This window comes from Streptomyces sp. JN8 (assembly GCF_055808075.1).
Window position 1 is genome coordinate 8,048,641 of record NZ_CM147852.1, and the last position, 21,027, is coordinate 8,069,667.

Annotated in this window: 19 protein-coding genes; 10 read left to right on the top strand and 9 right to left on the bottom strand. The window is 74.1% G+C overall.

Annotated features, from left to right (window positions below; all coding sequences use genetic code 11):
* Positions 1–12: 12 nt before the first annotated feature.
* A complete protein-coding gene (locus tag ACY0MR_RS35320) occupies positions 13–1,002 on the bottom strand; it encodes a nucleotidyl transferase AbiEii/AbiGii toxin family protein (RefSeq protein WP_473557699.1) in 990 nt (329 codons plus the stop codon).
* On the bottom strand, positions 999–1,595 hold the full coding sequence (locus tag ACY0MR_RS35325; protein ID WP_388803956.1) for a hypothetical protein: 597 nt from the start codon (positions 1,593–1,595) through the stop codon (positions 999–1,001). The genes ACY0MR_RS35320 and ACY0MR_RS35325 overlap by 4 nt, the downstream gene beginning before the upstream one ends.
* Positions 1,596–1,715: 120 nt before the next feature.
* Here ACY0MR_RS35325 and ACY0MR_RS35330 point away from each other — a divergent pair, with 120 nt between their 5' ends.
* Positions 1,716–2,675: a squalene/phytoene synthase family protein gene (locus ACY0MR_RS35330; RefSeq protein WP_473557702.1), complete on the top strand. Its 960-nt coding sequence runs from the start codon at positions 1,716–1,718 to the stop codon at positions 2,673–2,675.
* A gap of 238 nt (positions 2,676–2,913) precedes the next feature.
* On the opposite strand, the gene ACY0MR_RS35335 is transcribed toward ACY0MR_RS35330, so the two are convergent.
* The gene (locus tag ACY0MR_RS35335) at positions 2,914–3,357 is read right to left on the bottom strand and encodes a hypothetical protein (protein ID WP_473557704.1); all 444 of its coding nucleotides are present in this window, start codon (positions 3,355–3,357) and stop codon (positions 2,914–2,916) included.
* 142 nt (positions 3,358–3,499) lie between these two features.
* Between ACY0MR_RS35335 and ACY0MR_RS35340 the strand changes: the two genes are divergently transcribed.
* Positions 3,500–3,682 (top strand): hypothetical protein, encoded by a 183-nt coding sequence (locus ACY0MR_RS35340; protein WP_404086361.1) that lies wholly within the window; start codon positions 3,500–3,502, stop codon positions 3,680–3,682.
* 117 nt (positions 3,683–3,799) lie between these two features.
* On the opposite strand, the gene ACY0MR_RS35345 is transcribed toward ACY0MR_RS35340, so the two are convergent.
* The gene (locus tag ACY0MR_RS35345; RefSeq protein WP_473557707.1) at positions 3,800–5,380 is read right to left on the bottom strand and encodes a sensor histidine kinase; all 1,581 of its coding nucleotides are present in this window, start codon (positions 5,378–5,380) and stop codon (positions 3,800–3,802) included.
* Positions 5,377–6,039: a response regulator transcription factor gene (locus ACY0MR_RS35350; protein ID WP_361850338.1), complete on the bottom strand. Its 663-nt coding sequence runs from the start codon at positions 6,037–6,039 to the stop codon at positions 5,377–5,379. Before ACY0MR_RS35350 ends, ACY0MR_RS35345 begins: the two co-directional genes overlap by 4 nt.
* 181 nt (positions 6,040–6,220) lie before the next feature.
* On the opposite strand from ACY0MR_RS35350, the gene ACY0MR_RS35355 reads away from it, so the two are divergent.
* Both ACY0MR_RS35355 and ACY0MR_RS35360 read left to right on the top strand, forming a co-directional pair.
* Positions 6,221–7,372, top strand: coding sequence for a UDP-N-acetylglucosamine--N-acetylmuramyl-(pentapeptide) pyrophosphoryl-undecaprenol N-acetylglucosamine transferase (locus tag ACY0MR_RS35355; protein WP_473557709.1), 1,152 nt, complete (start codon positions 6,221–6,223; stop codon positions 7,370–7,372).
* Positions 7,369–8,376 carry a GDP-mannose 4,6-dehydratase gene (locus tag ACY0MR_RS35360; RefSeq protein ID WP_392867076.1) on the top strand — a complete coding sequence of 336 codons (1,008 nt, stop codon included), beginning with the start codon at positions 7,369–7,371 and terminating at the stop codon, positions 8,374–8,376. The genes ACY0MR_RS35355 and ACY0MR_RS35360 overlap by 4 nt, the downstream gene beginning before the upstream one ends.
* A 125-nt stretch (positions 8,377–8,501) precedes the next feature.
* Here ACY0MR_RS35360 and ACY0MR_RS35365 read toward each other — a convergent pair whose 3' ends face one another.
* A complete protein-coding gene (locus tag ACY0MR_RS35365) occupies positions 8,502–8,810 on the bottom strand; it encodes a WhiB family transcriptional regulator (protein ID WP_388803934.1) in 309 nt (102 codons plus the stop codon).
* A 483-nt stretch (positions 8,811–9,293) separates the two neighbouring features.
* Between ACY0MR_RS35365 and ACY0MR_RS35370 the strand changes: the two genes are divergently transcribed.
* The 6 genes from ACY0MR_RS35370 (at position 9,294) to ACY0MR_RS35395 (ending at position 17,342) form a co-directional block, all read left to right on the top strand.
* The gene (locus ACY0MR_RS35370) at positions 9,294–9,815 is read left to right on the top strand and encodes a DUF427 domain-containing protein (RefSeq protein WP_473557713.1); all 522 of its coding nucleotides are present in this window, start codon (positions 9,294–9,296) and stop codon (positions 9,813–9,815) included.
* A 157-nt stretch (positions 9,816–9,972) separates the two neighbouring features.
* Positions 9,973–11,019: an AraC-like ligand-binding domain-containing protein gene (locus tag ACY0MR_RS35375; protein WP_473557714.1), complete on the top strand. Its 1,047-nt coding sequence runs from the start codon at positions 9,973–9,975 to the stop codon at positions 11,017–11,019.
* A 144-nt stretch (positions 11,020–11,163) separates the two neighbouring features.
* Positions 11,164–14,052 (top strand): helix-turn-helix transcriptional regulator, encoded by a 2,889-nt coding sequence (locus tag ACY0MR_RS35380; protein ID WP_473557716.1) that lies wholly within the window; start codon positions 11,164–11,166, stop codon positions 14,050–14,052.
* 159 nt (positions 14,053–14,211) lie between these two features.
* Positions 14,212–15,516 carry a sugar ABC transporter substrate-binding protein gene (locus tag ACY0MR_RS35385; protein ID WP_473557720.1) on the top strand — a complete coding sequence of 435 codons (1,305 nt, stop codon included), beginning with the start codon at positions 14,212–14,214 and terminating at the stop codon, positions 15,514–15,516.
* Complete coding sequence (locus ACY0MR_RS35390) at positions 15,488–16,501, top strand: carbohydrate ABC transporter permease (RefSeq protein ID WP_473557722.1); 1,014 nt, start codon at positions 15,488–15,490, stop codon at positions 16,499–16,501. The genes ACY0MR_RS35385 and ACY0MR_RS35390 overlap by 29 nt, the downstream gene beginning before the upstream one ends.
* Before the next feature lie 13 nt (positions 16,502–16,514).
* The gene (locus tag ACY0MR_RS35395) at positions 16,515–17,342 is read left to right on the top strand and encodes a carbohydrate ABC transporter permease (protein ID WP_473557723.1); all 828 of its coding nucleotides are present in this window, start codon (positions 16,515–16,517) and stop codon (positions 17,340–17,342) included.
* Positions 17,343–17,362: 20 nt separating this feature from the next.
* Here the strand turns inward: ACY0MR_RS35395 and ACY0MR_RS35400 are convergent, their stop codons facing one another.
* Genes ACY0MR_RS35400 through ACY0MR_RS35410 form a run of 3 tightly spaced genes read right to left on the bottom strand, consistent with a single transcriptional unit; the run spans position 17,363 to position 20,983 of the window.
* Positions 17,363–18,124 carry a GPR1/FUN34/YaaH family transporter gene (locus ACY0MR_RS35400; RefSeq protein WP_473557726.1) on the bottom strand — a complete coding sequence of 254 codons (762 nt, stop codon included), beginning with the start codon at positions 18,122–18,124 and terminating at the stop codon, positions 17,363–17,365.
* 19 nt (positions 18,125–18,143) lie between these two features.
* A complete protein-coding gene (locus tag ACY0MR_RS35405; protein WP_473557728.1) occupies positions 18,144–20,033 on the bottom strand; it encodes an amidohydrolase in 1,890 nt (629 codons plus the stop codon).
* Positions 20,030–20,983, bottom strand: coding sequence for an alpha/beta hydrolase (locus tag ACY0MR_RS35410; protein WP_473557730.1), 954 nt, complete (start codon positions 20,981–20,983; stop codon positions 20,030–20,032). The genes ACY0MR_RS35405 and ACY0MR_RS35410 overlap by 4 nt, the downstream gene beginning before the upstream one ends.
* Positions 20,984–21,027: the final 44 nt, after the last annotated feature.

A 21,027-nucleotide genomic window follows, 5' to 3' on the forward strand; every position in this document is an offset into this window, starting at 1 on the left:
GTGCAGCGCCGCTCAGCCCGCCCCCACCACCGGTGCCAGGGCGGCCAGCAGGCGGGCGCCGAGGTCACGGCGGGCGGCCTCGGTGTCCGGGTGGCCGTCGTCGAAGTCCGACCAGTCGACCTCGCGTACGGCGTCCTCGAACACCGCAAGGCTCAGCGGCTCGCCCGGCCGGCCCGGCCACTCGTCCGCCTCCCGCAGCACCGTCTCCAGGAGCGAGAGGGGCAGGGTGCAGCTCTCGGCGAGGAGTACCGCGTCGTACAGGTCCTTGGCCTGCGGGTACATGTCGCAGCTCAGCCACATGAGCTTCCAGGCCAGGGAGGACTCCCGGTCCGCGGCAGCCAGGCGGACGCCCGCGACCTCGGCGGCGCGGGGAGGGGTCGGGAGGCGCTCGTTGAAGACGAAGTCGAGCTGGACCTGACCGCCGGGCAGCCCGGGCGCGGTCCACGGCAGCACCAGACGGTGCCCGGGCACCCGCTCGTACGTCCAGATGTACTCGGACACCGCCCCGGCCGCCGAGATCGCCAGGTCCGTCCCGCGCTCCGCGGCGAGGCGCTCGGCCGCAGCGGCGATGCCGTCCAGCATCTCCCGGGTCCGGGGCTCCTCGATGCGCCAGGTCTCGGGGACCACGACGAAGTCGATGTCCTTCGGGGCACGGGCGGCGTCGCCGAACCAGGCCCCCATCAGCATGCTGCCGCGCAGCACGAGGGAGCCGGCCCACGGCGACCCGGCCACGGCCGCGAGGACGAGTTCCAGCGCCGCGCGCCGGGCCGTCCGCCAGCGGGCCCGCAGCTCCGGGTCCTCGACGACCCCGTCGGCGGGGCGGAAGGCCTCGTCGAAGTGCTTGAGCGCGGGGTCGAAGACGCGGTGCCGCGCGGGCACCGCGCCGACTCCCGCGGTCAGGGTCTGGGGAACCTCCGTCCGGCGGCGCACCCGGTCCGCGACCGGTTCGGTGACGCTGTCGGGCCCGTCGGGGATCGACGGAGCCCACTGCTTCTCGTTCATACGGGCATCTCCTCCAGCCAGCCCTCGTCCCACGACAGATCGCTGTCGGAGACCACGAACTCCCGCTCTTCGGACACCAGTTCGTGTCCGGCGGCGGTCAATGCGGCGACGAGCGCGTCGCAGGCGCGACCCGCCGCGTCCGCCGGGCCCCCGTGCCGCTGGGTCACGAAGCGCTCGTGCCGCCCGCCCGGCCCCGGCAGCGCCCGGCGCGCGTTCCACGAGACGTGGGCGCCGTGCGGCACGACGAGGTCCTCGAGTGCCGACCGGTCGTACGCGGCGGGCAGCGCCAGCTTGACGTGGTGCTCGAAGTATCCGCCGCCGGGACCCGCGGGCTCCGTGCTCCACGGCACCGTCTCCACCTTGACCCGCGCCGGCTCGAAACCGGCCTCCCGAAGCCCGGACACCACGGCCGGATGCCCCGTGCGACCGCGCAGGGTGAGCATCGGCTGCACCGGCGTACGGCCACGCGCGAGCACGATGGTGGTGACCTTCAGCGCCCGGTCCGCCGCCCAGGCACGGAGGCGGGTCAGCTCGCCCTCGCTCCGGCACCGCACCGTCACATGCGTCTCGAAGACGTCGTGGACCTCGTTCATCCCCCACCCCAGGAACACCTTGCGTATCGCCGCGAGTCTCGCAGACGGGCGCCCGGGGGCGCCTCCGGGTTTCCGCCCCGTGAGCCGTAGGCTCACAGCCGACGCCGACGGGAGACTGGGATGTGGAAGCGGGCCCTCGACCGGGCCGGGGTGAGGGAACCGCGGCTGCGACGGGACTACACCGAGCAACGGCGGGCGGTACGGCGGTTCGCGACGGCCGAGTACGCGGCCGCACGCCTCCTGCTCCCCGCCGCGCTGTTGCCGCACGTCGTGGCCGCTGTCGCGTTCATGCACGACACCGACGACCGGATCGACCGCGGCACACCGGACGAACGGGCGGCCCGACTCACCGAGTGGGACGCCCTCGTCCGCACGTCCCTCGCCGAGGGCGACTCGGCCCTGCCCGTCCTGCGCTGCCTCGCGCGCACCGCCGAGAGCCACCCCGAGATCCGCACCCACGCGGACGACTTCCTGCGGGGCTGCGAGCGCGAGGCCGTCTGGCGGACCATGGCCGACGACGGGGAACTGCGGCAGTACGTACAGGAGTACTCGCTGCCCGCGCTGATGCTCACGGCCGGCCTCCTCGCCCCCGAGGACGCCGCCGCACGGACGGCGTACACCGACGGCTGCCACCTGCTCATCCGCGCCATGCAGCGCATCGACTTCCTCGAGGACCTGCCGGAGGACCTCCGCGCGGGCCGCCACGGCATCCCCCTCGACGCCGTGGCCCGCCACGGCGCCGACCTCACCGTGCCCGGTCCCGAACTCGGCCGCCTCGTCGAGGAGCAGGCCGCCCTCGCCGCCGCCGACCTCACGGCCGCCACCCCCCTCCCGAGCCTCGTGGCACCGCCGTACCGCCCCTTCGTCCGCGCCCTCGTGGGCGTTCAGCACCTCCGTCTCGACGCCGTACGCCGCGCAGGCGCCTCGCTGGCGACCCGCACCTCGGGCCCCTCGGCACCGGCGGCGGCGCGGCTGCTCCTGCGGGAGGCGGCGAGGAGCGTGTGGAGCGGCCCCCGAGTCAGCGGTCGGCGCGTGCCCGGATCTCGGCGGCGATCAGTCGGGGGTCCTCCCCGGCCATGAAAGGGCCGCGGGACACCGTGCGGTGGCGCAGCGCGTCACTCCCGGCGTTCCACGGACCCTGTGCGTGACAGCCGAGCGCGGCGCCCCAGTCCTGCTGGACGACCGTGACCGGCATGGCGAGCTTCCGTCGGACACGTACCGCTGCTGCGCCGGTCCCGCGAGGTGCTCACCCCCGCGGAGGACGAGTACGCGGGAGCCGGCAGCGGCCTGGTCTCCTTCGGCCCCGTCACCCGCCACCTCACCGCCCGTGGAGTTCGGTCACCGCCTCCGAGGCCTCCTTGCGAACCTCTGAGTGGGGGTGGTGCAGGAACCGCTCGACGATCGGCAGTGCCGCCTGGTCGTGAGTGGAGGAGAGGGCGGCCAGGACGTAGGGGAGGAGCAAGGGTGCGAAGCACTCGGCTCCGGCCGCGAGCGGTTCCACCACGCGGTAGGGAAGTGCGTAGTGGGTGGAGGCCGTGCAGACTGCGTGCAGTGCGGACTCCCGCACGTCGTGGCTCTCGCCGGAGAGCGCGACGGCGGTGAGACGCTCGACGGCCCGCTCGACGTCTTGCCGCGGCAGACGGCCCGTCTCCAGGACGTCGCCGACGGCATCGAGGCACAGGTGCCGACGGTCGGGGTCCGAGCCCTCCAGCTCTTCCCAGGCCGATTCCAGCAATGCGGTCAGATCTTGACAGCCATCCACGGTCAGAGCATAGGAGACGGTCGCTGCGCCGTCTCAGGGCTTTGCGGGGACCCCGCCGCACACCCGCGCGAGGGCTTCTGTCGTGGAGCGGCCCGCACCCCAGCCGTCGGCTTGCGCCACGAGGGAGGCCCGGTTGGCGTGGGTGCGCAAGCAGACCGTCGGGAGCACCGCCGACAAGGCATCCGCCCTCACGCATGCGGACGCCGTCACGCACATCAAGCGCATGCTCCTCGGCGACGATCCGAACGGCTTCGGCCCGCTGATTCGCAAGTACTACGTCGAGACGGCCGAGCCTTTTCCCGCGATCCCCTGGGGTGGCGAGTAGCCGGCGCGCCGAGCGGCACGATCGCGTCAGCCGTGGTCCCGCGTCGACCTCTCCCGGACCTTCGTGCCGCTACGGGCCGTACCGAGCACCGCCCCGCCTTCCGTCCCGAAGGCCCCGTCACTCAGGGGTCTTCGGGACGGAAGCGGGTGCATCCTCCGGGGCGAACTCCAGCGTGAACAGCGCCCCGCCACCCGGCGCCGCCCCGGCCGTCAGCTCCGCGCCGTGTGCCCGGGCGATCTGCCGGGCCATGGCGAGGCCGAGGCCCGAGCCGGGGAGGGCGCGGGCCGACTGGGCGCGGTAGAAGCGGTCGAAGACGTGGGGGAGGTCCGCGGCCGGGATCCCCGGGCCGTGGTCCCGGACCGTCAGCGTGAGTCCGCCCGCGCCGCCCCCGCCGCCTCCTCGCCCGTCCGCGCCACCCCCACGTCCGCCCGCGCCGCCTCCTCGCCCGTCCGCACCTCCGCCGGTTCCGCCCGGGCCGCTCCTCCTTCGGCCCGCGCCGCTCCCGCTCGCCACGGCGCTGCCTCCGGGGCCGTACGTGCTCAGCGTCACCTCGACCGGTGTGCCCGGCGGGCCGAACTTGGCGGCGTTGTCCAGCAGGTTCGTCAGCAGGCGGGCGAGCCGCGCCGGGACCCCCGGCCTGACCGCGTGTGCCGCGCCTGGCTCCACCTCCAGGTGGAACGGGGTGTGCGGCCAGTGCGTCCGGGCGAGGGCGACCGTGTGCTCCGTCATCTCGGCGACGTGCACGTCCTCCAGGAGGGGAAGCGGTTCCTCGTCCCGGGCGAGTTCGATCAGGTCGTTGACGAGCCCCGTGACTTCCCGGATGCCCCGCTCGAGCGCCCCCGACGCCCGTGCGCGCTGGGTGGGTGTCAGCCGGTCGCCGCGGGCGAGGAGTTCCGCGTTGGCACGCAGCGCGGTCAGCGGCGTCCGCAGTTCGTGGGAGGCGTCCGCGACCAGCCGGCGCTGGGACGTCACCGACTGCTCCAGCTCACCGAGCATGGTGTTGAAGCTGGCTGCCAGCCGGGTCACCTCGTCCTGCCGGCCCGGGGGACCGGGCGGGAGCTCGATGCGGTGGCGCGGGTCCCGGGTGGACGCGATCCGTTCGGCGGTCGCGGTGAGCCGGGCCACCGGGGCGAGGCCCGTGCGGGAGACGGCGTAACCGAGCAGCCCGGCGAGCAGGACCCCCACCGCGCCGACCGCCGCGAGCAGCGCGGCAGCCTGCCGCACGCCCTTGTCGACCGGGTCGGCGCGCAGGGCCACCTGGAGCGCCTGCCCGTCCCCGAAGCGGGTGGTCAGCATCCGGAGCGGCTGCCCGAACCGATGGACGTTGCTGTAATAGGGGGCCTGCGTGCCCGCCGCGACCTCCCGTACGGGGGCGGAGACGGGCAGCACATAGGGTTCGGCGGGATCCGCCGCCGGGTCGGCGGGGACGATCTGGGCGCACGCGGGTGCGGAGAGGTAGCGGCACTCTCCCGCCACGACCTGCGGGTCCTCACCCCGGTTCCCCTGGATCACCCGGGTCGCGGACTGGGTGAGGGACAGGTCGAGCTGGTGCAGCAGTTCGTAGCGGATGACGAAGAACGCCGCCGTGCACACCCCGACCGCGACCAGCGCCACCGCCGCCGACGCGGCGAGCGCCATACGGGTCCGGAGCGGCCTCCTGCGCCGCCAGCGGGCGCCGAGCCCGCGCACCCCGCTCACGCCAGGTCCAGCCGGTAGCCGAGCCCGTGCACGGTGTGGACGAGGCGCGGCTCGCCGCCCGCCTCCAGTTTCCGCCGCAGGTACCCCACGTACACCGCGAGCGAGTTGGAGTCGGGCCCGAAGTCCCGGCCCCAGACCCGCTCCAGGATCACCTCGCGCGGCAGGACCTGGCCCGGGTGGCGCAGCAGGAGTTCCAGCAGGGCGGACTCCGTGCGGGAGAACTCCAGCGGGCGGTTGCCCCGCCGGCCGGTGCGGGTCACGGGATCGAGGGTCAGGTCCGCGAAGACCAGGTCCGCACCCGGTGCGGGCGGCGCGGCGCGCCGCAGCAGGGCCCGCACGCGCGCCACCAGCTCGTCCAGGGCGAACGGCTTCACCAGGTAGTCGTCGGCGCCGGCCTCCAGCCCGTCCACCCGCTCGCTCACCGAGGACAGCGCGGTCAGCACGAGGACCGGCGTCCGGTCCTCCACGGCCCGCAGCCTCCGGCAGACCGCGAGCCCGTCCAGCACCGGCATCATCACGTCCAGGACCAGCGCGTCCGGCTGCCATGCCGCCACCGCCGACAGCGCCTCCAGGCCGTCGCCGACACCCCGGACCTCGTACCCCTCCATGCTCAGCCCGTCCTCGACGGCGGCCCGGACGTCCGGCTCGTCCTCGGCCACCAGGATCCGGCCCGTACTCCGCACGCCGCTCCCACCACCCGAGCCCACGCCCTCACTGCCGCTCACACCGCTCCCGACGCCCACACCGTTCCCGTCGCCCGCGCTCATGCCGTTCATAGCCTGAAGCCTGCCAAACCGGACTCTTAGAACCCTCTTAACCCGCTTCCCGAGAGTGGCGGCCATGCGCACACCACTCTCCGTCGTGATCGGTGCGGGCGGCACCGGCGGCCACATCTACCCCGGCCTCGCCCTGGCCGAGGCCCTGCGCCGCGTCGACCCCGAGACGGTCATCTCCTTCATCGGCACCGAACGCGGTCTGGAGACGACCCTGATTCCGGCGGCCGGATACCGGCTGCACACCGTCGACATGATCCCCTTCGACCCCGCGCTCGGCGCGAAACGCTTCCTCCTCCCGGCCGCGCTCCTGCGCTCGGGGGCCCAGGCCCGCCAGGTCCTGCGCACCCAGAGGGCGCACATCGTCGTCGGCATGGGCGGCTACCCCAGCGCCCCGGCGATCGTCGGGGCGAAGATGGCGGGCCTGCCCAGCGTGATCCACGAATCCAACGCGGTCCCGGGCCGGGCCAACCAGTTCGCCGCCCGACTCACCCCCCACCTCACCGTCGCCTTCGACGGCAGTCGCACCCACCTGTCGGGCGGCGAGCGAGCGCGGACCGTGGGCATGCCGATCGCCGCGTCCCTGGCCGCCCTGGACCGGCCGGCCCTGCGCGAGGAAGCCCGGCGCGCCTTCGCGATACCCCGGGGAGCCCGGGTCGTCCTCTTCAACGGCGGCAGCCTCGGCGCGGCCCGCCTCACCGCCGCCGCCGTGGGCCTCGCCACCCGCTGGCGGGGCCGCGAGGACGTCCACCTCCTGATCAAGACGGGCCCGGCCGCACTCGCGGACACCCGGAGGGCACTCGACGAGGCCGACGCGGGGCCCGTGGCCCAGGCGGTGCCCTACCTCGACCGGATGGACCTCGCCTATGCGGTCGCCGACCTCGTGGTCTGCCGCGCCGGCTCGGCCACGATCGCCGAGCTCGCCACGACCGGGGTGCCCGCCGTCCTCGTGCCGTACCCGCACGCCCCCGGCGACCACCAGACCCACAACGCCCGGGTCCTGTCCGAGGCCGGCGCCGCCCACCTCCTCCCCGACGCCGAGGCCACCCCCGACCGGCTCGCCGCCCTGATCGACCCGCTGCTCGCCGACCCCACCCGGCTCGCCGTGATGGGACGCGCCGCGGACCCCGGACACCACGCCCACGCCGCCGACCTGCTCGCACAGACGGTCATCCGACTCGCCGGACGACCCGCCACCGCAAAGGAGCTCACCGCATGACCGCCACGACCATCGACTGGACCGGCCGCACCGTCCTCGTCACCGGAGCAGAGGGCTTCATCGGCTCCACGCTCGTCGACCTGCTCGTCCACCGCGGCGCGCGGGTCAAGGCCTTCGTCCACTACAAGCCGTACGCCGACAAGGGGCACCTCGCCCGCTACCTCGACGACCCGCACGGCCCCGTCGAGTTCATCGCCGGGGACGTCGGCGACGCGGGCCGGGTCATGGACGCGGTCGAGGGCTGCGACACCGTCTTCCACCTCGCCGCGCTCATCGGCATCCCGTACAGCTACGACGCTCCCGGCGCCTACGTCCGCACGAACGTCGTCGGCACCGAGAACATCGCCGAGGCGTGCCGCCGCCACTCCGTCCGACGCCTCCTGCACACCTCCACCAGTGAGGTGTACGGGACGGCGCTCACGGCCCCGATCGGTGAGGACCATCCCCTCCAGCCGCAGTCGCCGTACTCGGCATCGAAGATCGGCGCGGACATGATGGCCCTGTCCCACTGGCACGCCTACGAGCTGCCGGTGACGGTCGTACGACCGTTCAACACGTACGGGCCCCGCCAGTCCGCCCGCGCCGTGATCCCCACGATCCTCGCCCAACTGCACTCCGGGGCGCAGGAGATCCGCCTCGGCTCGCTGACCCCGACCCGCGACTTCACCTACGTCACGGACACCGCGGCCGGGTTCCTGGCACTGGCGGGCTGCGACCGGGCCCTGGGGGAGAGCGTCAATCTCGGCACCGGCCGGGAGATCGCGATCGGAGACCTCGCGAAGGCCCTCGTCGCCGCCTCCGGACGGGACGCCGAGATCGTCGTGGACCCGGCGCGACTGCGGCCCTCCGGCAGCGAGGTGCACCGGCTGCTCTCGGACAACACGCGGGCCCGCACCTGGGCGGGCTGGGAGCCCGAAGTCGAGCTGGAGGAAGGCCTGGAGCGGACCTCGGCCTGGGTGGCGGATCACCTGCACCTGTTCGCCCCCGGGCGCTACCAGGTCTGAGCACGGCGGCCAGGGGCGCCCGGCCCGTGATCGCCGGACGCCCCTGGCAGGACGCATCCCCACCTCTGCACGCCACGACTCCCCACCTCTGCACACCCCGGGACGGACAAGGGTCCCGCGGTGGGTCAGGCGGTCTCCCGCGTCAGCGGCGCCACTCCCAGTTCGTGCTCACGCCGGGCGGCTTCCAGGAGCCGGCTCCAGGACCGCACCAGCGGGCGACGCTTCAACAGGGCGCGTCGCTCTCGTTCCGTCATCCCGCCCCAGACCCCGTGCTCGATCCGGTCGTCCAAGGCATGAGCCAGACACTCGACCCTGACAGGGCATCCGGTACAGAGCGCCTTGACCTGGCTCTGTGCCGCGCTCTCGGCGAACAGTTCGTCCGCGTGCGCCGCCCGGCACAGGGCCGACGTCGTCCAGTGCTCACTCACTCGCATCCATCCCACCCCGGTTCCACACTGCCCCCGCTCCCGCCCCCGCAACGAAGCCCGGTCGGCGTCCGCCTCACGGCCCCCGTCCCGTAGTCGGCTCGACCTCACCGCCACCCCCGCACCTGCCCGAGACCCCGTCGTCTCCGGGGAGGCCGGCCGGGCCGAGACGCGGTGACCGGCCCGCACCCTCACGGGCGCGGACCGGTCTCCACCCTGCCCGGGGCCTGTGCGGACGGGGGAGACCGCAGGCCCTGAAGGAGCGGCCATGTCCTCCGCTCCCGGGGTCGTGTGCCCCCGAAGCGCGCACCCATGCACGGACTTCGCCCGGAGACGGTGAAGAGGCAGGGCGAGAGCCGGTTCGGCCGCCCTCCCGGGACCTCCGTACGTACAGCCGGAGGGCCTGGCGAAGCGCTGATCCGGGCCGCATCCGCGGGCCGGGCCGTACCGGAAGTAGCGGTACGGGCAGTGGACGAACGGTGAGGGCAGGCCATGAACGACGTGAACGGCGAACCCGACGGTCCTCGGGGACGGGGACCGTCCCGGGCACGGCCGACGGAGTCGGTATGGGACTACCCGCGGCCGCCGCGGCTGGTGGCCGACGACCGTCATGTGCGAGTCACGGTGGGCCCGCACGTCGTGGCGGACACCCACACGTCCCTGCGCGTCCTGGAGACGAGCCACCCCCCGGTCTTCTACCTCCCGCGCGACGACGTCCGCTTGGACCTGCTGCGGCCCGGAGCGGGACGAAGCGTCTGCGAGTGGAAGGGCGCGGCCTCCTACTGGGACGTCGCCGTCCCCGACGCCGTGGTCCCGCGCGCCGCCTGGAGCTACGAGCAGCCCCTCGCCCCGTACCAGGCTCTCCGCGGCCACCTGGCCTTCTACCCCTCCACCGCGCGCTGCACGGTCGACGGCGAGGTGGTGGTCGCCCAGGAAGGCGACTTCTACGGCGGCTGGATCACCCCCGAGATCGAGGGCCCCTTCAAGGGCGGTCCCGGCACCTGGGGCTGGTGACGACCGGCCGCGGCACCGGTTCGGGCGCGAGGTCGGGTCGTCCCGACCCGCCCCTGACCAGCACGGCGTCACGCGATCTAGCGGATTCGCGTGATGTGCCACCGCGCGGCTCGCTGACACGCTGGTGTCAGAGCACGAACCGCCAGAGGAAACACCCATGCAGACGCTTTCGCCGGAGCCGGCCCCCGGCCCCCTCACCCACTACTCCGCGGAGACCGTTCCCGCCGCGCGGCGCCGCGGCTACTGGCGCGAGGCGCTGTCCCGCACGTTCGGCGCCGTGGACATGGCCGTGCCCGACGAGGTGCGGTCCGGCACGATCCGCACCGCGGTACTGGGACGCGTGCAGGCCGTCACGGTGGAGAGCGAGCCGCAGTTCGCCCGCCGGACCCGACGCCTCATCGCCTGCGCCGACAACGAGGACTTCGTGGTCGTCAAGCTGCTCAGCCGGGGCGGCGCCCGCGTCGAACAGGACGCCCGTGACAACGCCGTACGGCCGGGCCAGCTCTTCGTCTACGACATGGCACGGCCGATCCGGCTCGCCCTCCCCGAACCGTTCCAGACGAAGTCCCTGGTCCTCCCGCGGGCCGTCCTCGGCCTCGACGAGTCGGACATCTCCCGGATCACCGCCCTGCCCCTCGGGCCCGAATCCGCGATCGGCGGGATCCTCTCGCCCCTCCTGGCGCAGCTCGTGGACACCGCCGAGGCGTGCCCGGAACCCGTCGGCGAGCTCATCGCCCGCAACGTGATCGACCTGCTCACCGTACTCGCCGACGAGCAGCGGGGCGCGGACACCATGGAGTCGCCGAGCGGCGCTCGCGTGCTCCTCACCCGGATCCGCGCCTTCATCGACGACCATCTGAGCGATCCCGACCTCACCCCCGAACTGGTGGCCCGCGCCCACCACGTCTCCGTGCGCTATCTGCACAAGCTCTTCGAGACCGAGGGCATCACCGTCAGCCGCCTGATCCAGCGGCGCCGCCTGGAGGAGTGCCGGCGGACGCTGGCCCGCAGGGACGCCGTCGACACGACGATCGCCGGCGTCGCCCACCGCTGGGGGTTCACCAGCGCCTCCCACTTCAGCCGCGTCTTCCGCACGGCGTACGGGCAGTCCCCGGTCGACTGGAAGAACTCGGCGGCGGCCGGGTGGGGTGCGCGATCCCGCCCGACGGAGCCGCACGGGAGCCCCCGCAGCCTGGTCGTGTGACCGGATACTCACCCGTCAGATGTGCGTTGAGCTGCAGTTCTTGCCATAGTGACCCTCCTGGGAACGCTTCGGCGCCGGTTACGGCGGCCGGGGGCGATCCGTGTGTCGCGGGGGAGGGGCAAGGTGGCGGGGTCGGGCGGGCCGTTGTCCCGTCGTGGGCTGCGCGGGCGGGAGGCCGAGCTCGCGGAGCTGCGTACCCTCGTCGCATCCGTCGCCCGGAGCGGCAGCGGCGCGCTCGCCCTCCTGCGCGGCGAGGCCGGCATCGGGAAGAGCACCCTCCTCACGGAGGCCGTCGAGCTGGCCGAGGGACACGGATACTCCACCGGCATCGGCAGAGCCGACGAACTGCATCACCTCGTGCCGCTGTCCTCCCTGGCGGGCTGCCTCCTCGACGGCGTGCGCCCGCTGCTGTCGGGTGACGCGTTCGCCGACCTCGCCCGCCGCCACGACCAGCGAATCCGGCTCGTGGAGCGGCTCGCCGGGGTGATCGAGGCCCGTGCGGCCGAGACACCCGTCCTCGTCGCGCTGGACGACGTGCAGTGGGCGGATCCGCTGAGCCGGTTCGCCCTGCGGCAGCTGCCCGGCCGGCTGCGGAGCTCCCCGGTCCTGTGGCTGCTGACCGGGCGTACGGGGCCCACCGCCGCCGGCGAGGAGATCCTGGCGGCCGCGGGAGACCGGCTGCCGGTGGCACGCTTCCTCCTGGGGCCCCTGTCCGCCGCCGCGATCGGCCGACTCGCCGACGACACCCTGGGCGAGGACGTCGACGAGCGGACGCGGAGCCTCCTCGACGGCACGGGCGGGAACCCCTTCCTCGCCGTGGAACTGCTCCGCGGACTGCGCACCGAAGGACACACCGCAGAGCCCGCCCGCCATGCCACGGAGCCTGCCGGAGACCCGACCTCCGTCCGAACGGCCGACGCGGGCACGGAACCCGGACCCGGTGCACGGAGCACCGCGCACCCGGCGGAGGACACGTCCCCGTCCGTGCCGACCGGGCTCGTCTCCGGTGTGCGCGGACGGATCGAATCCCTCGGCCCCGACACCCTCACCCTCCTGCGGATGGGGGCCGTCCTCGGCCGCCGGTTCGCCTTCGCCGACGCGGCAGCACTGTGCGAGCGCCCTCCCGCCACCCTGGTCCCGGCCCTCGACGAGGCCCTCCGTGCCGGGCTCCTCGACGACGACGGCGAGCTCCTCGCCTTCCGGCACGACCTGCTGCGCCAGGCGGTGTACGCCGACATCCCCGGATCGGCGCGGAACGCACTGCACCGGGCGGCCGCGCACCGCCTCGTCGCCTCCGGGCACCGCCCGATCGACGCGGCGTCCCACGTGCTGCGCGGGGCCGAGCCCGGTGACGAGGAAGCCGTCGCGCTGCTCCGGCAGGCGGCGGAAGACGTCCTGCCGGTCACGCCGGGCCTCGCGGCCGATCTCATGACGCGTGCCCTGGAGCTGGTACGGCCCTCGGAGGCGGCGCGGTTCGACGTCGGCGAGCAGGCCATCGTCTGCCTCATCCGCGCGGGGCGGGACCGGGAGGCGCTGACGACCTGTGACGACCTGCTCGCCGCGCAACCGCCGCTCGCGGTGTTCGGGCGGCTCCAGGCGACCCTCGGCGGAGCCCTGTGGAGCCTCGACCTGGCGGAGGAGCTCCGCCGGCGTGCCGAGGCGGCCCTGGCCGTCGGAGGGCTCCCGCCCGACGTCGGAGCCCGGCTCGCCGCGCTGCGGGCGCTCGCCCTGTCCCGTGGCCGCGACCTGGGCGTCGCGCGGGCCGCGGGGGAGGAGGCGCTGGCGGCGGCGATCGCCACCGGAGACCGTCCGGCGCACGTCCAGGCCCTGTCCGCACTCGGCGAGATCGCCCTCAACGCGGGGGACGGCGCCGGGGCGTTGGCGCGGTTCACCGCGCTGAGCGTCGTGGACAGCGCCTTCCGGCCCGAGGAGGTCGTCGCCCACCAGCACACGGACCGGTTCGACAGCGCCGAGGAGTTGCTGCGGCGGGCGGAGGCGGACGCCGGTTCGCATCGACAGGCCATGTTCCTGTGGGCGCAGGGACAGCAGCACCTCGGCCGGGGCCGGCTCGACGACGCCGAAGCGCACTTCGTGACGATGGAGGACTTGGAGGACGCCGTACGGATCCCGGTGCAGCAGGTGAACTCACGGGTGATCCGCGCCTGGATCGCGCTGCTCCGCGGCAAGCGCGCGGAGGCAGGCGAGCAGCTGCTCGCCGCGCGGGAGCGGCTGGCGGTCAAGCCGAACCCGGGGAACCGGGCCGCGGTCCGCTTTCTGGAGGCCCTCGTCGCGGGCCATGACGGAGACGCCCGGTCGGCCGCGGACCCGCTGCGACGGCTACAGGAGATCGGGCCGTTCATGCGCTGGCGGCTGCTGCGCACCTGGGTCGGCACGGCGGTCCGGACGGCCCTGTCGGCAGGGGACCGCGCGCTGGCCGAGGACCTGGTCGCGCAGGCGGCGGCGCACGCCGAACGCAACCCCGCGGTGCCGACGGCGACGGGGATCGCCGCCCACGCCGCCGGTCTCGCCACGGGCGACATCGGGGCGCTGGAGCGGTCGGTGTCCCTCCTCGCGGCCGGACCCCGCCCGCTGGTCCTGGCCGACGCCAGGGTGGACCTCGGACGGGCGCTGCTCGCGGCGGGAAGGACGGCAGAGGCGGCGGCGGTGCTCGCGGCGGCCCGGGACGCCTTCGCCGCGTCGGGCGCCGACGCGGCGGCGGCCGACGTACGCCGGCTGCTCGACGGCGTCGCCGGCGCTCCGGGCGCCGATGCAGGGTCCACGCCGGGGGCCGGTCCAGGGCGGACGGGCGCCGTGCGCGACCGGCCGGTCCAGGGCTGGGAGGCGCTCACCGCCTCGGAACGGAAGGTGGCGCGGCTGATCGCAGGGGGTCACACCAACAGGTCCGCCGCCGAGGTCCTCGTCGTCTCGCCCCACACCGTCAACACCCATCTGACGGCGGTCTTCCGGAAGCTCACCGTGAGGTCGCGGGTGCAGCTCACCCATGTGGTGCTCGCGCGAAGCGATGGGGAATAGGACCCTCCCTCATGTCGGGCCCTCTCGATCGGCGACACTTTCGATCGCGGTACGCACGTCCGTATCCCCCGCCTCCGTATCCACCGTGGCCACGGCCGCACCCACACCCGCATCTACCTTCGCACCCACATCCGCACCCGTATGAAGAGAAGCATTCGCATGAGAAGACGCATCCGTACGATGAGACGCGTCTGCTGGCAGGGCACCCTGGTGAAGGCACCCACGGGACCTCGCAGACGGCCCCTCGCCGCCCTCGCGGCGGCCGTCGCGCTGGTCCTGGTCACCGCCGGCTGCGGAACCGGCGACCCGGCCGGCTCCTCCCGTACCGAACGGGTGGCGTCCCTCACCGTGCTCGACTACTACACCGACGGCACCGAGCACGCCCACTGGGGCGAACTGCTCGCCGCCTGCGGCAGGCAGGCCGGGGTGACGATCGAGCACCGGAGCGTTCCCGCGCCCTCGCTCGTGCCCACGGTCCTGCGGCAGGCCGCCGCACGGACCATGCCCGACCTGCTGATGCTCGACAACCCCGACCTCCAGCAGATCGCGCGGTCCGGCGCGCTCGCCCCGCTCCGTCCGTACGGCGTCCGGACCGAAGGCTTCGGCCCGGGCATCCTGTCCGCCGGCACCTACCGCGGCGAGGTGTACGGGCTGGCGCCGACCGTCAGCACCCTCGCCCTCTACTACAACCAGGACATGCTCGCCGAGGCGGGCCTGGGCGTCCCCCGCACCTGGGACGAGCTGCGGACGGCCGCCCGGGCCACGACCCGGCCCGGCCGCCACGGCCTGGCGGTCGACGCCGACGCGTCCTTCGAAAGCACCTTCCAGTTCCTTCCCTTCCTGTGGTCCAACGGCGGCGACGAACGACGCCTCGACACCCCGCAGGCCGCCGAGGCACTCCGCCTGTGGAGCGACCTCGTACGGGACGGAGCCATGTCCCGGTCCGTCCTCACCTGGAACCAGGCCGACGTGCACGAGCAGTTCCTCGGCGGCGACGCGGCCATGATGGTCAACGGTCCCTGGCGAATGACCGAACTCGCGAAGGCGAAGGACCTGCGCTGGGGCGTCGCACCGCTCCCCGTGCCCCGGGCCGGCGCGGAACCGGTCACCCCGCTGGGCGGCGAGGTCTGGACCGTGCCGCGCAGCGGCTCCGAGGCCCGCATGAGGAAGGCGGCCCAGGTCCTCGACTGCCTCAACGAGCCGGCCCACCAGCAGAAGCTGGCGACCTGGCACCACACGGTGCCGACCCGCACGGACGTGGCCGCCCGGTACGCGAGACAGGTCCCCTCCATGGCCGCCTTCGTCGAGAGCGTCAGGGGCGCGCGGGCCCGCACCCGGCAGCTCGGTCCCGCCTGGCCGAAGACGGCCACCGCGATCCACACCGCCGTCCAGGCCGCGGTGTCCGGACAGCAGACTCCCGAGGAGGCGCTCCGGCGTGCGCAGCGCATGGCGACGAGCCCCTGACCCCGGAGGCCGCGTCGACGGCAGCACCCGAAACCGCCGGGACGGCAGCGTCCGAGGCCGCACCGACGGCATCGGCGGCCGCTCCGATGCGGCAGCTCGGGTCCGGCGGCGGGAGGCCGCGGTCCGGGCGGCGTTCCTCGCACCGGCCGCCGCGTTCCTCCTGCTGTTCCTCGGCCGGCCGCTCCTGGACAACATCACGACCAGCCTCCGCGACTCCACGGCCGCGACCCTCCTCGGCGGCACGGCGCCGTTCACCGGACCCGACAACCACATCCGCCTGCTCGCCTCGGAGGAGTTCCGGCAGGCGGCCGCCACGACCGTCCTGTACACGGCCGGTTCGCTGGCCGCGCAGTTCACCGTAGGCCTGGCGCTCGCCCTGTTCTTCCAGCGCCGCTTCCCGCTCGGCCGGATCGTCCGTTCGCTGATGCTGCTGCCCTGGCTGATGCCGCTGGTCGCCACCGGAACGGTCTGGCGGTGGATGCTCGACACCGACGACGGCGTCGTGAACGGGGCACTGCGCGCGCTGCACGCCGTACCCTCCGGCGTCCCCTGGCTCACCGGCACCCACGAGGCACTGTGGTCCGTGATCCTCGTCAACACCTGGGTGGGCATCCCTTTCAACACCGCCCTCCTGTACGCAGGTCTCCAGGCGATCCCGCCCCAGGTCCACGAGGCGGCCCGGGTGGACGGAGCCGGACCCGTCCGGCTCTTCCGCTCCGTCACGTGGCCGCTGCTGCGGCCCACGGCCGGCGTCGTCCTCGTCCTGGGAGCCGTCTACACGCTCAGGGCGCCGGACGTCGTCCTGGCGCTCACCGGCGGCGGACCCGCCGGGGCGACACGGACCCTGGCGGCCCTGGCCCACGAGCAGGCGTACGCCCGGTTCGACTTCGGGCGCGCCGCCGCCACCGGCAACGTCCTCGTCCTGGTCTCGCTCGGCCTCGCCCTGCTCCATCTCCGCGCCGTCCGGCGCGCCCGCACCCCCTGAGGAAGGGGAACCCATGTCCCTCGCCACGTCGTCGCGGCGACAGGGCGGCCTCGTCCGCTCGCTCGGCGCGATCGTCCTGCTGGCCCTGATGCTGTCTCCCCTCTTCTGGATGGTGAACGCCTCCCTGCTGCCTGACGGCCGCCCGGCTCACGGGGTGTGGTTCCCGACGGACCCCGATCCGAGCGGATACCTCACGGCCTTCCACGATCAGGGCGGCGCCCTCGTCACCAGCCTGGCCGTCTCGCTCGGCACGGCCGCGCTCAGCCTCGCGCTCGCCGCTCCCGCGGCCCACGCGCTGACCCTGTCACCGCTGCCCGGCGCCGGCCCGTTCCTCTTCGCCGTGCTGCTCGTCCAGGCAGTTCCCGGCATCAGCGTGGCCAACGCGCTCCACGGCCTCTACGCCGACACCGGACTCCTCGACTCGCGTCTCGGCCTGGTCCTCGCCGACTCGACCGCCGGCGTCCCCCTGGCGATCCTGGTGCTGCGCACGGCCATGGCGGCGATTCCCCGCGAGATCGTGGAGGCGGCCCGTCTCGACGGCGCCGGCGCCTGGCGCGTGTTCCGTTCCGTGGTCCTGCCCCTGAGCAGGAACGCCCTGGTCACAGCCGGCCTTTTCGCCTTTCTCTTCGCCTGGGGCGACACCCTGTTCGCCCTCACCCTGACCACCACCGACACCGTCCGCCCGATCACGCTCGGCCTCTACGACTACCTCGGCGCGCACACCACCCGGTGGAACGCGACCATGGCCACCGCGGTCCTGGCGTCACTCCCCGCGGCGGTCCTCGTCGTGGTGGCACAGCGCCACATCACCACGGCACCCGCCGCCGGAGCGACGCACTGAGGACGGCGTCGGCAGTCCCGTCAGAGTGTGCGGCGCACACCCGCCTGGCGCTCGAGATTGCGCAGCTGGACGGACAGGTCGCCCTCGACGGCCAGGTGCGCGGGGCCGCTGCGGCCGATGGGCAGCACCTCCTCGCTGCGCATGTCCTCCAGCATCAGGGCGAACGCCGCGTACAGCGCGACCAGCGCCACCGCGAGGCCCAGCGCACCGGACGTGCGCGTCAGCCATTCGGCACCGGTGATCCCGGCGAGGCCGGTGGCCGCCCAGCGAGGAGCGGACACCACCAGGACGAGCCACAGCGCCCGCTTGGGCCGGGTCACGGCGATCATCAGCGCTCCGAAGACGAGCAGCGCCAGGTTGAACACGCCGAGCACCTCCGGGCCGCCCGGGGCCTCGGTGAGCATGACGAGCGCGTACGGCAGCCAGCTGCCGGCGAACACCGCCATCAGCGTCGCCGCGATGACGTCGCGCGCCCCGAAGGCCAGGTGGCTCACCAGCAGCTGGAGGACGAAGGCCGGCAGCACGGTGAACGCGACGGCGCCGCGGGCGGCCTCGTCGAAGACCCCGAGCTGGAGGCAGCCCGTCATCACGGACGCCAGCGCGATCGTGAAGAAGCCCAGCGGCATGGGCGAGGCGATGGGCCGCAGGGTGATCCGGGTCATGGACCGCAGATCGGGCTCGAAGCGGCGACCGGCGACCACGGGCGCGGACTCGGGATCGGCGCCGGTGCCGGCGCCTGGGCCGGTGTCCGGGCCGGGCTCGGTGTCGGACTCGGTGTTCATACGTGTGTCCCTCCGGGGATCAGTGGGTGAAGCAGGGGTCGACGAACGACGGCGGCGTGCCGGGACCCGCGCCCCGCGCCGTACGCCACCGGCGGTGCTCCGCGGACTCCGCCGCGGCCTCCGCCACCAGCGCGGCCTGCCGTGCGCCGCCCGCCTGGTAGCCGCCGAAGCGGGCCACCGGCGACCACTCCGGGGCGATCGGGGGCAACGCCTCGTCGAGGCCCTCGTACTCGGCGGAGGCGTACACGATCCGGCCGCCGACCACGGTCAGCACGGCCTCGATGTCGGGGATCGTGTGCTCGGGCACGGTGAAGTAGTCCTCCGAGAGGACCGCCAGGTCCCCGTAGTACCCCTCCCGGAGCACGCCCTTGACGTCCTCCTCGCCGGTGAGCCGCGCCCCGCCCCGGGTGTAGAGGCCCAGCGCGGTGTCCCTGCCGAGGAGGTTCGCGGGGCCGCGGAGCGGTGTGCCGCCGACGGTCCGGCCGGTGATCAGCCAGTGCAGCGCCACCCACGGGTTGTACGACGACACGCGTGTCGCGTCCGTGCCCGCGGCGACGGTGAGGCCCCGGTCGAGCATGGCCCGGACCGGCGGGGTGTGGGCGGCGGCCTCGGAGCCGTACCGGTCACGGAACGCGAGACCCTGGAACGACATGCGGTTCTGCACCGACACCGCGCCGCCGAGGGCCGCGATCCGGTCCAGGCTGCCGGCCGAGACGGTCTCGGCGTGGTCGAACAGCCAGCGTCCGTCGCCGGGGAAGAGCCCCTCGGCCGCGAGCTTCTCGAACACGGCCAGGTCGCGGCGGATGGTCTCGTCGTAGGTGGCGTGCAGCCGGAAGCCCCAGCCGTTCTCGACCAGGAGGCGCACGGCCTGCTCGAACTCCGTCTCGTAGCCCGCCGCGAGTTCGGGCCGCGGTTCCGAGAAGTTCTCGAAGTCGGCCGCCGCCCAGGTCAGGTTCTCCCCGGCGCCGTTGAGCCGCAGCCACGCGTCGCCGTCGCCGGGCCTGACGGTCTCGGTCCAGCGCTTCAGGTCGGCGAGCTCCTGCCCGGCCGTCTGGGGGAAGAGGTGGTAGGCGATCCGCAGCGAGAGCTCGCCGGCCGCCGCGAGGTCGGCGACGGTGCCGTAGTCCTCGGGGAAGCTCTGGAAGCCGCCGGCGGCGTCGACCGCCGAGGTCAGTCCGAACCGGTTGAGCTCGCGCAGGAAGTGCCGGGTCGAGGTGCGTCTGTCGGCCGCGTCCAGGGTGGGCGCCTTGGCCAGTGTCGAGTACAGGACGAGCGCGCCGGGCGCGGCGAGCAGCACGCCGTTCGGCTCGCCGTCGCGGTCGCGGACGACCTGCCCGCCGCGCGGGTCGGGCGTGTCACGGGTGAAGCCGGCGGCGCGGACGCCCGCCCGGTTCATCAGCACCGCCTGGTAGAGGTGCAGGACGAAGACCGGAGTGTCGGGGGCGGCGGCGTTCAGCTCGGCGACCGTGGGCATCCGGCGCTCGGCGAACTGCTCGGCGGTCCAGCCTCCGACGACCCGGATCCACTGTCCCTTCGGCGTGCGACCGGCCTGGTCGCGCAGCATGGCCAGCGCCTGCCGGAGACTGCGCACACCGTCCCAGCGCAGTTCGAGCACGTAGTTCAGACCGCCCCGGATGACGTGCAGGTGCGAGTCGTTGAGGCCCGGGACCACGCGGCGGCCGAGGGCGTCGACGACCCGGGTCCCCGACCCGACGAGGGGCGCGAGCTCGTGGTCGTCGCCCAGCGCCGCCACCCGGCCGTCGCGGATCGCGACGGCCCGGGCGTGCGGGCGGTGGACGTCGCCGGTGAACACCTTGGCGTTGCGCACCAGCAGGTCGGCGTGCGCGGGCTCGCGCCGCGGGGCGGGGACGAGGCCCGCCACGGGCATGCTGGTCGAGGGCCCGGTCATGCGAGCGCCTTGCGGAGGACGTCGGTGGCGACGCCGATGGCGAGTTCGGCGCCCCGGGTCTCGCGCAGGGCGTTCAGCATGACGAAGTCGTGGATGACGCCCTGGACGCGCAGGGCGGTGACGGGGACGCCCGCCGCACGGAGCTTCGCCGCGTACTCCTCGCCCTCGTCGCGCAGGACGTCGGCCTCGGCGGTCACCACCAGCGCCGGCGGGAGGTCCGCCAGCTGGTCGAGGGTGGCACGCAGCGGGGAGGCGGTGATCTGCGCGCGCTCCGCCTCGTCGGTCGTGTACTGGTCCCAGAACCACTTCATCGCGTCGCGGCGCAGGAAGTACCCCTCGCCGAACGCGTGGTACGAGCCGGTGTCGAACGAGGCGTCGGTGACCGGGTAGAACAGGACCTGCTGGACGAACGTCACGTCGCCGCGCCGCTTGGCCATGAGGGTGAGGGCGGCGGTCATGTTGCCGCCGACGGAGTCGCCCGCGACGGCGACCCGGGTGCCGTCGAGACCCTTGTGGTGCCCCTCGCGGGCGACCCACCGGGCGACGGTGTAGTTCTGCTCGATCGCCACGGGGTAGCGGTTCTCGGGCGACAGGTCGTACTCGGGGAACACGACGGCCGCTCCCGCACCGACCGCGAGTTCGCGGACGAGCCGGTCGTGGGTGTGGGCGTTGCCGAAGACCCAGCCGGCTCCGTGCAGGTAGAGGACGACGGGGAGGACGCCGGTGCTGCCGTGGGGGCGGACGATCCGGGCCCGGACCTCGCCGGTGGGGCCGCCGTGCACGGTCACCCACTCCTCGTCGACGGCGGGCATCGCGACGCCCTCACCGCTCTGCACGTCGTCCACCGCCTTGCGGCCTTCGGCGACGGGTATCTGGTAGAGGAACGGCGGCCGGGCGGTGGCGTCCGCGAACGCCCGGGCGGCGGGCTCGAGTACGGGCTGGTCGGTCATGGGGTTCTCCTGGCGAAGGGTGTGCGCGGCGCTCCGCCGCGCAC

Excerpts from the sequence above, each read along its gene's own strand:
- ACY0MR_RS35320 (WP_473557699.1), bottom strand. The coding sequence starts at position 1,002 with ATGAACGAGAAGCAGTGGGCTCCGTCGATCCCCGACGGGCCCGACAGC.
- ACY0MR_RS35325 (WP_388803956.1), bottom strand. The coding sequence starts at position 1,595 with ATGAACGAGGTCCACGACGTCTTCGAGACGCATGTGACGGTGCGGTGC.
- ACY0MR_RS35330 (WP_473557702.1), top strand. The coding sequence starts at position 1,716 with ATGTGGAAGCGGGCCCTCGACCGGGCCGGGGTGAGGGAACCGCGGCTG.
- ACY0MR_RS35355 (WP_473557709.1), top strand. The coding sequence starts at position 6,221 with ATGCGCACACCACTCTCCGTCGTGATCGGTGCGGGCGGCACCGGCGGC.
- ACY0MR_RS35360 (WP_392867076.1), top strand. The coding sequence starts at position 7,369 with ATGACCGCCACGACCATCGACTGGACCGGCCGCACCGTCCTCGTCACC.
- ACY0MR_RS35365 (WP_388803934.1), bottom strand. The coding sequence starts at position 8,810 with ATGCGAGTGAGTGAGCACTGGACGACGTCGGCCCTGTGCCGGGCGGCG.
- ACY0MR_RS35370 (WP_473557713.1), top strand. The coding sequence starts at position 9,294 with ATGAACGACGTGAACGGCGAACCCGACGGTCCTCGGGGACGGGGACCG.
- ACY0MR_RS35375 (WP_473557714.1), top strand. The coding sequence starts at position 9,973 with ATGCAGACGCTTTCGCCGGAGCCGGCCCCCGGCCCCCTCACCCACTAC.
- ACY0MR_RS35385 (WP_473557720.1), top strand. The coding sequence starts at position 14,212 with ATGAGAAGACGCATCCGTACGATGAGACGCGTCTGCTGGCAGGGCACC.
- ACY0MR_RS35395 (WP_473557723.1), top strand. The coding sequence starts at position 16,515 with ATGTCCCTCGCCACGTCGTCGCGGCGACAGGGCGGCCTCGTCCGCTCG.
- ACY0MR_RS35400 (WP_473557726.1), bottom strand. The coding sequence starts at position 18,124 with ATGAACACCGAGTCCGACACCGAGCCCGGCCCGGACACCGGCCCAGGC.
- ACY0MR_RS35405 (WP_473557728.1), bottom strand. The coding sequence starts at position 20,033 with ATGACCGGGCCCTCGACCAGCATGCCCGTGGCGGGCCTCGTCCCCGCC.
- ACY0MR_RS35410 (WP_473557730.1), bottom strand. The coding sequence starts at position 20,983 with ATGACCGACCAGCCCGTACTCGAGCCCGCCGCCCGGGCGTTCGCGGAC.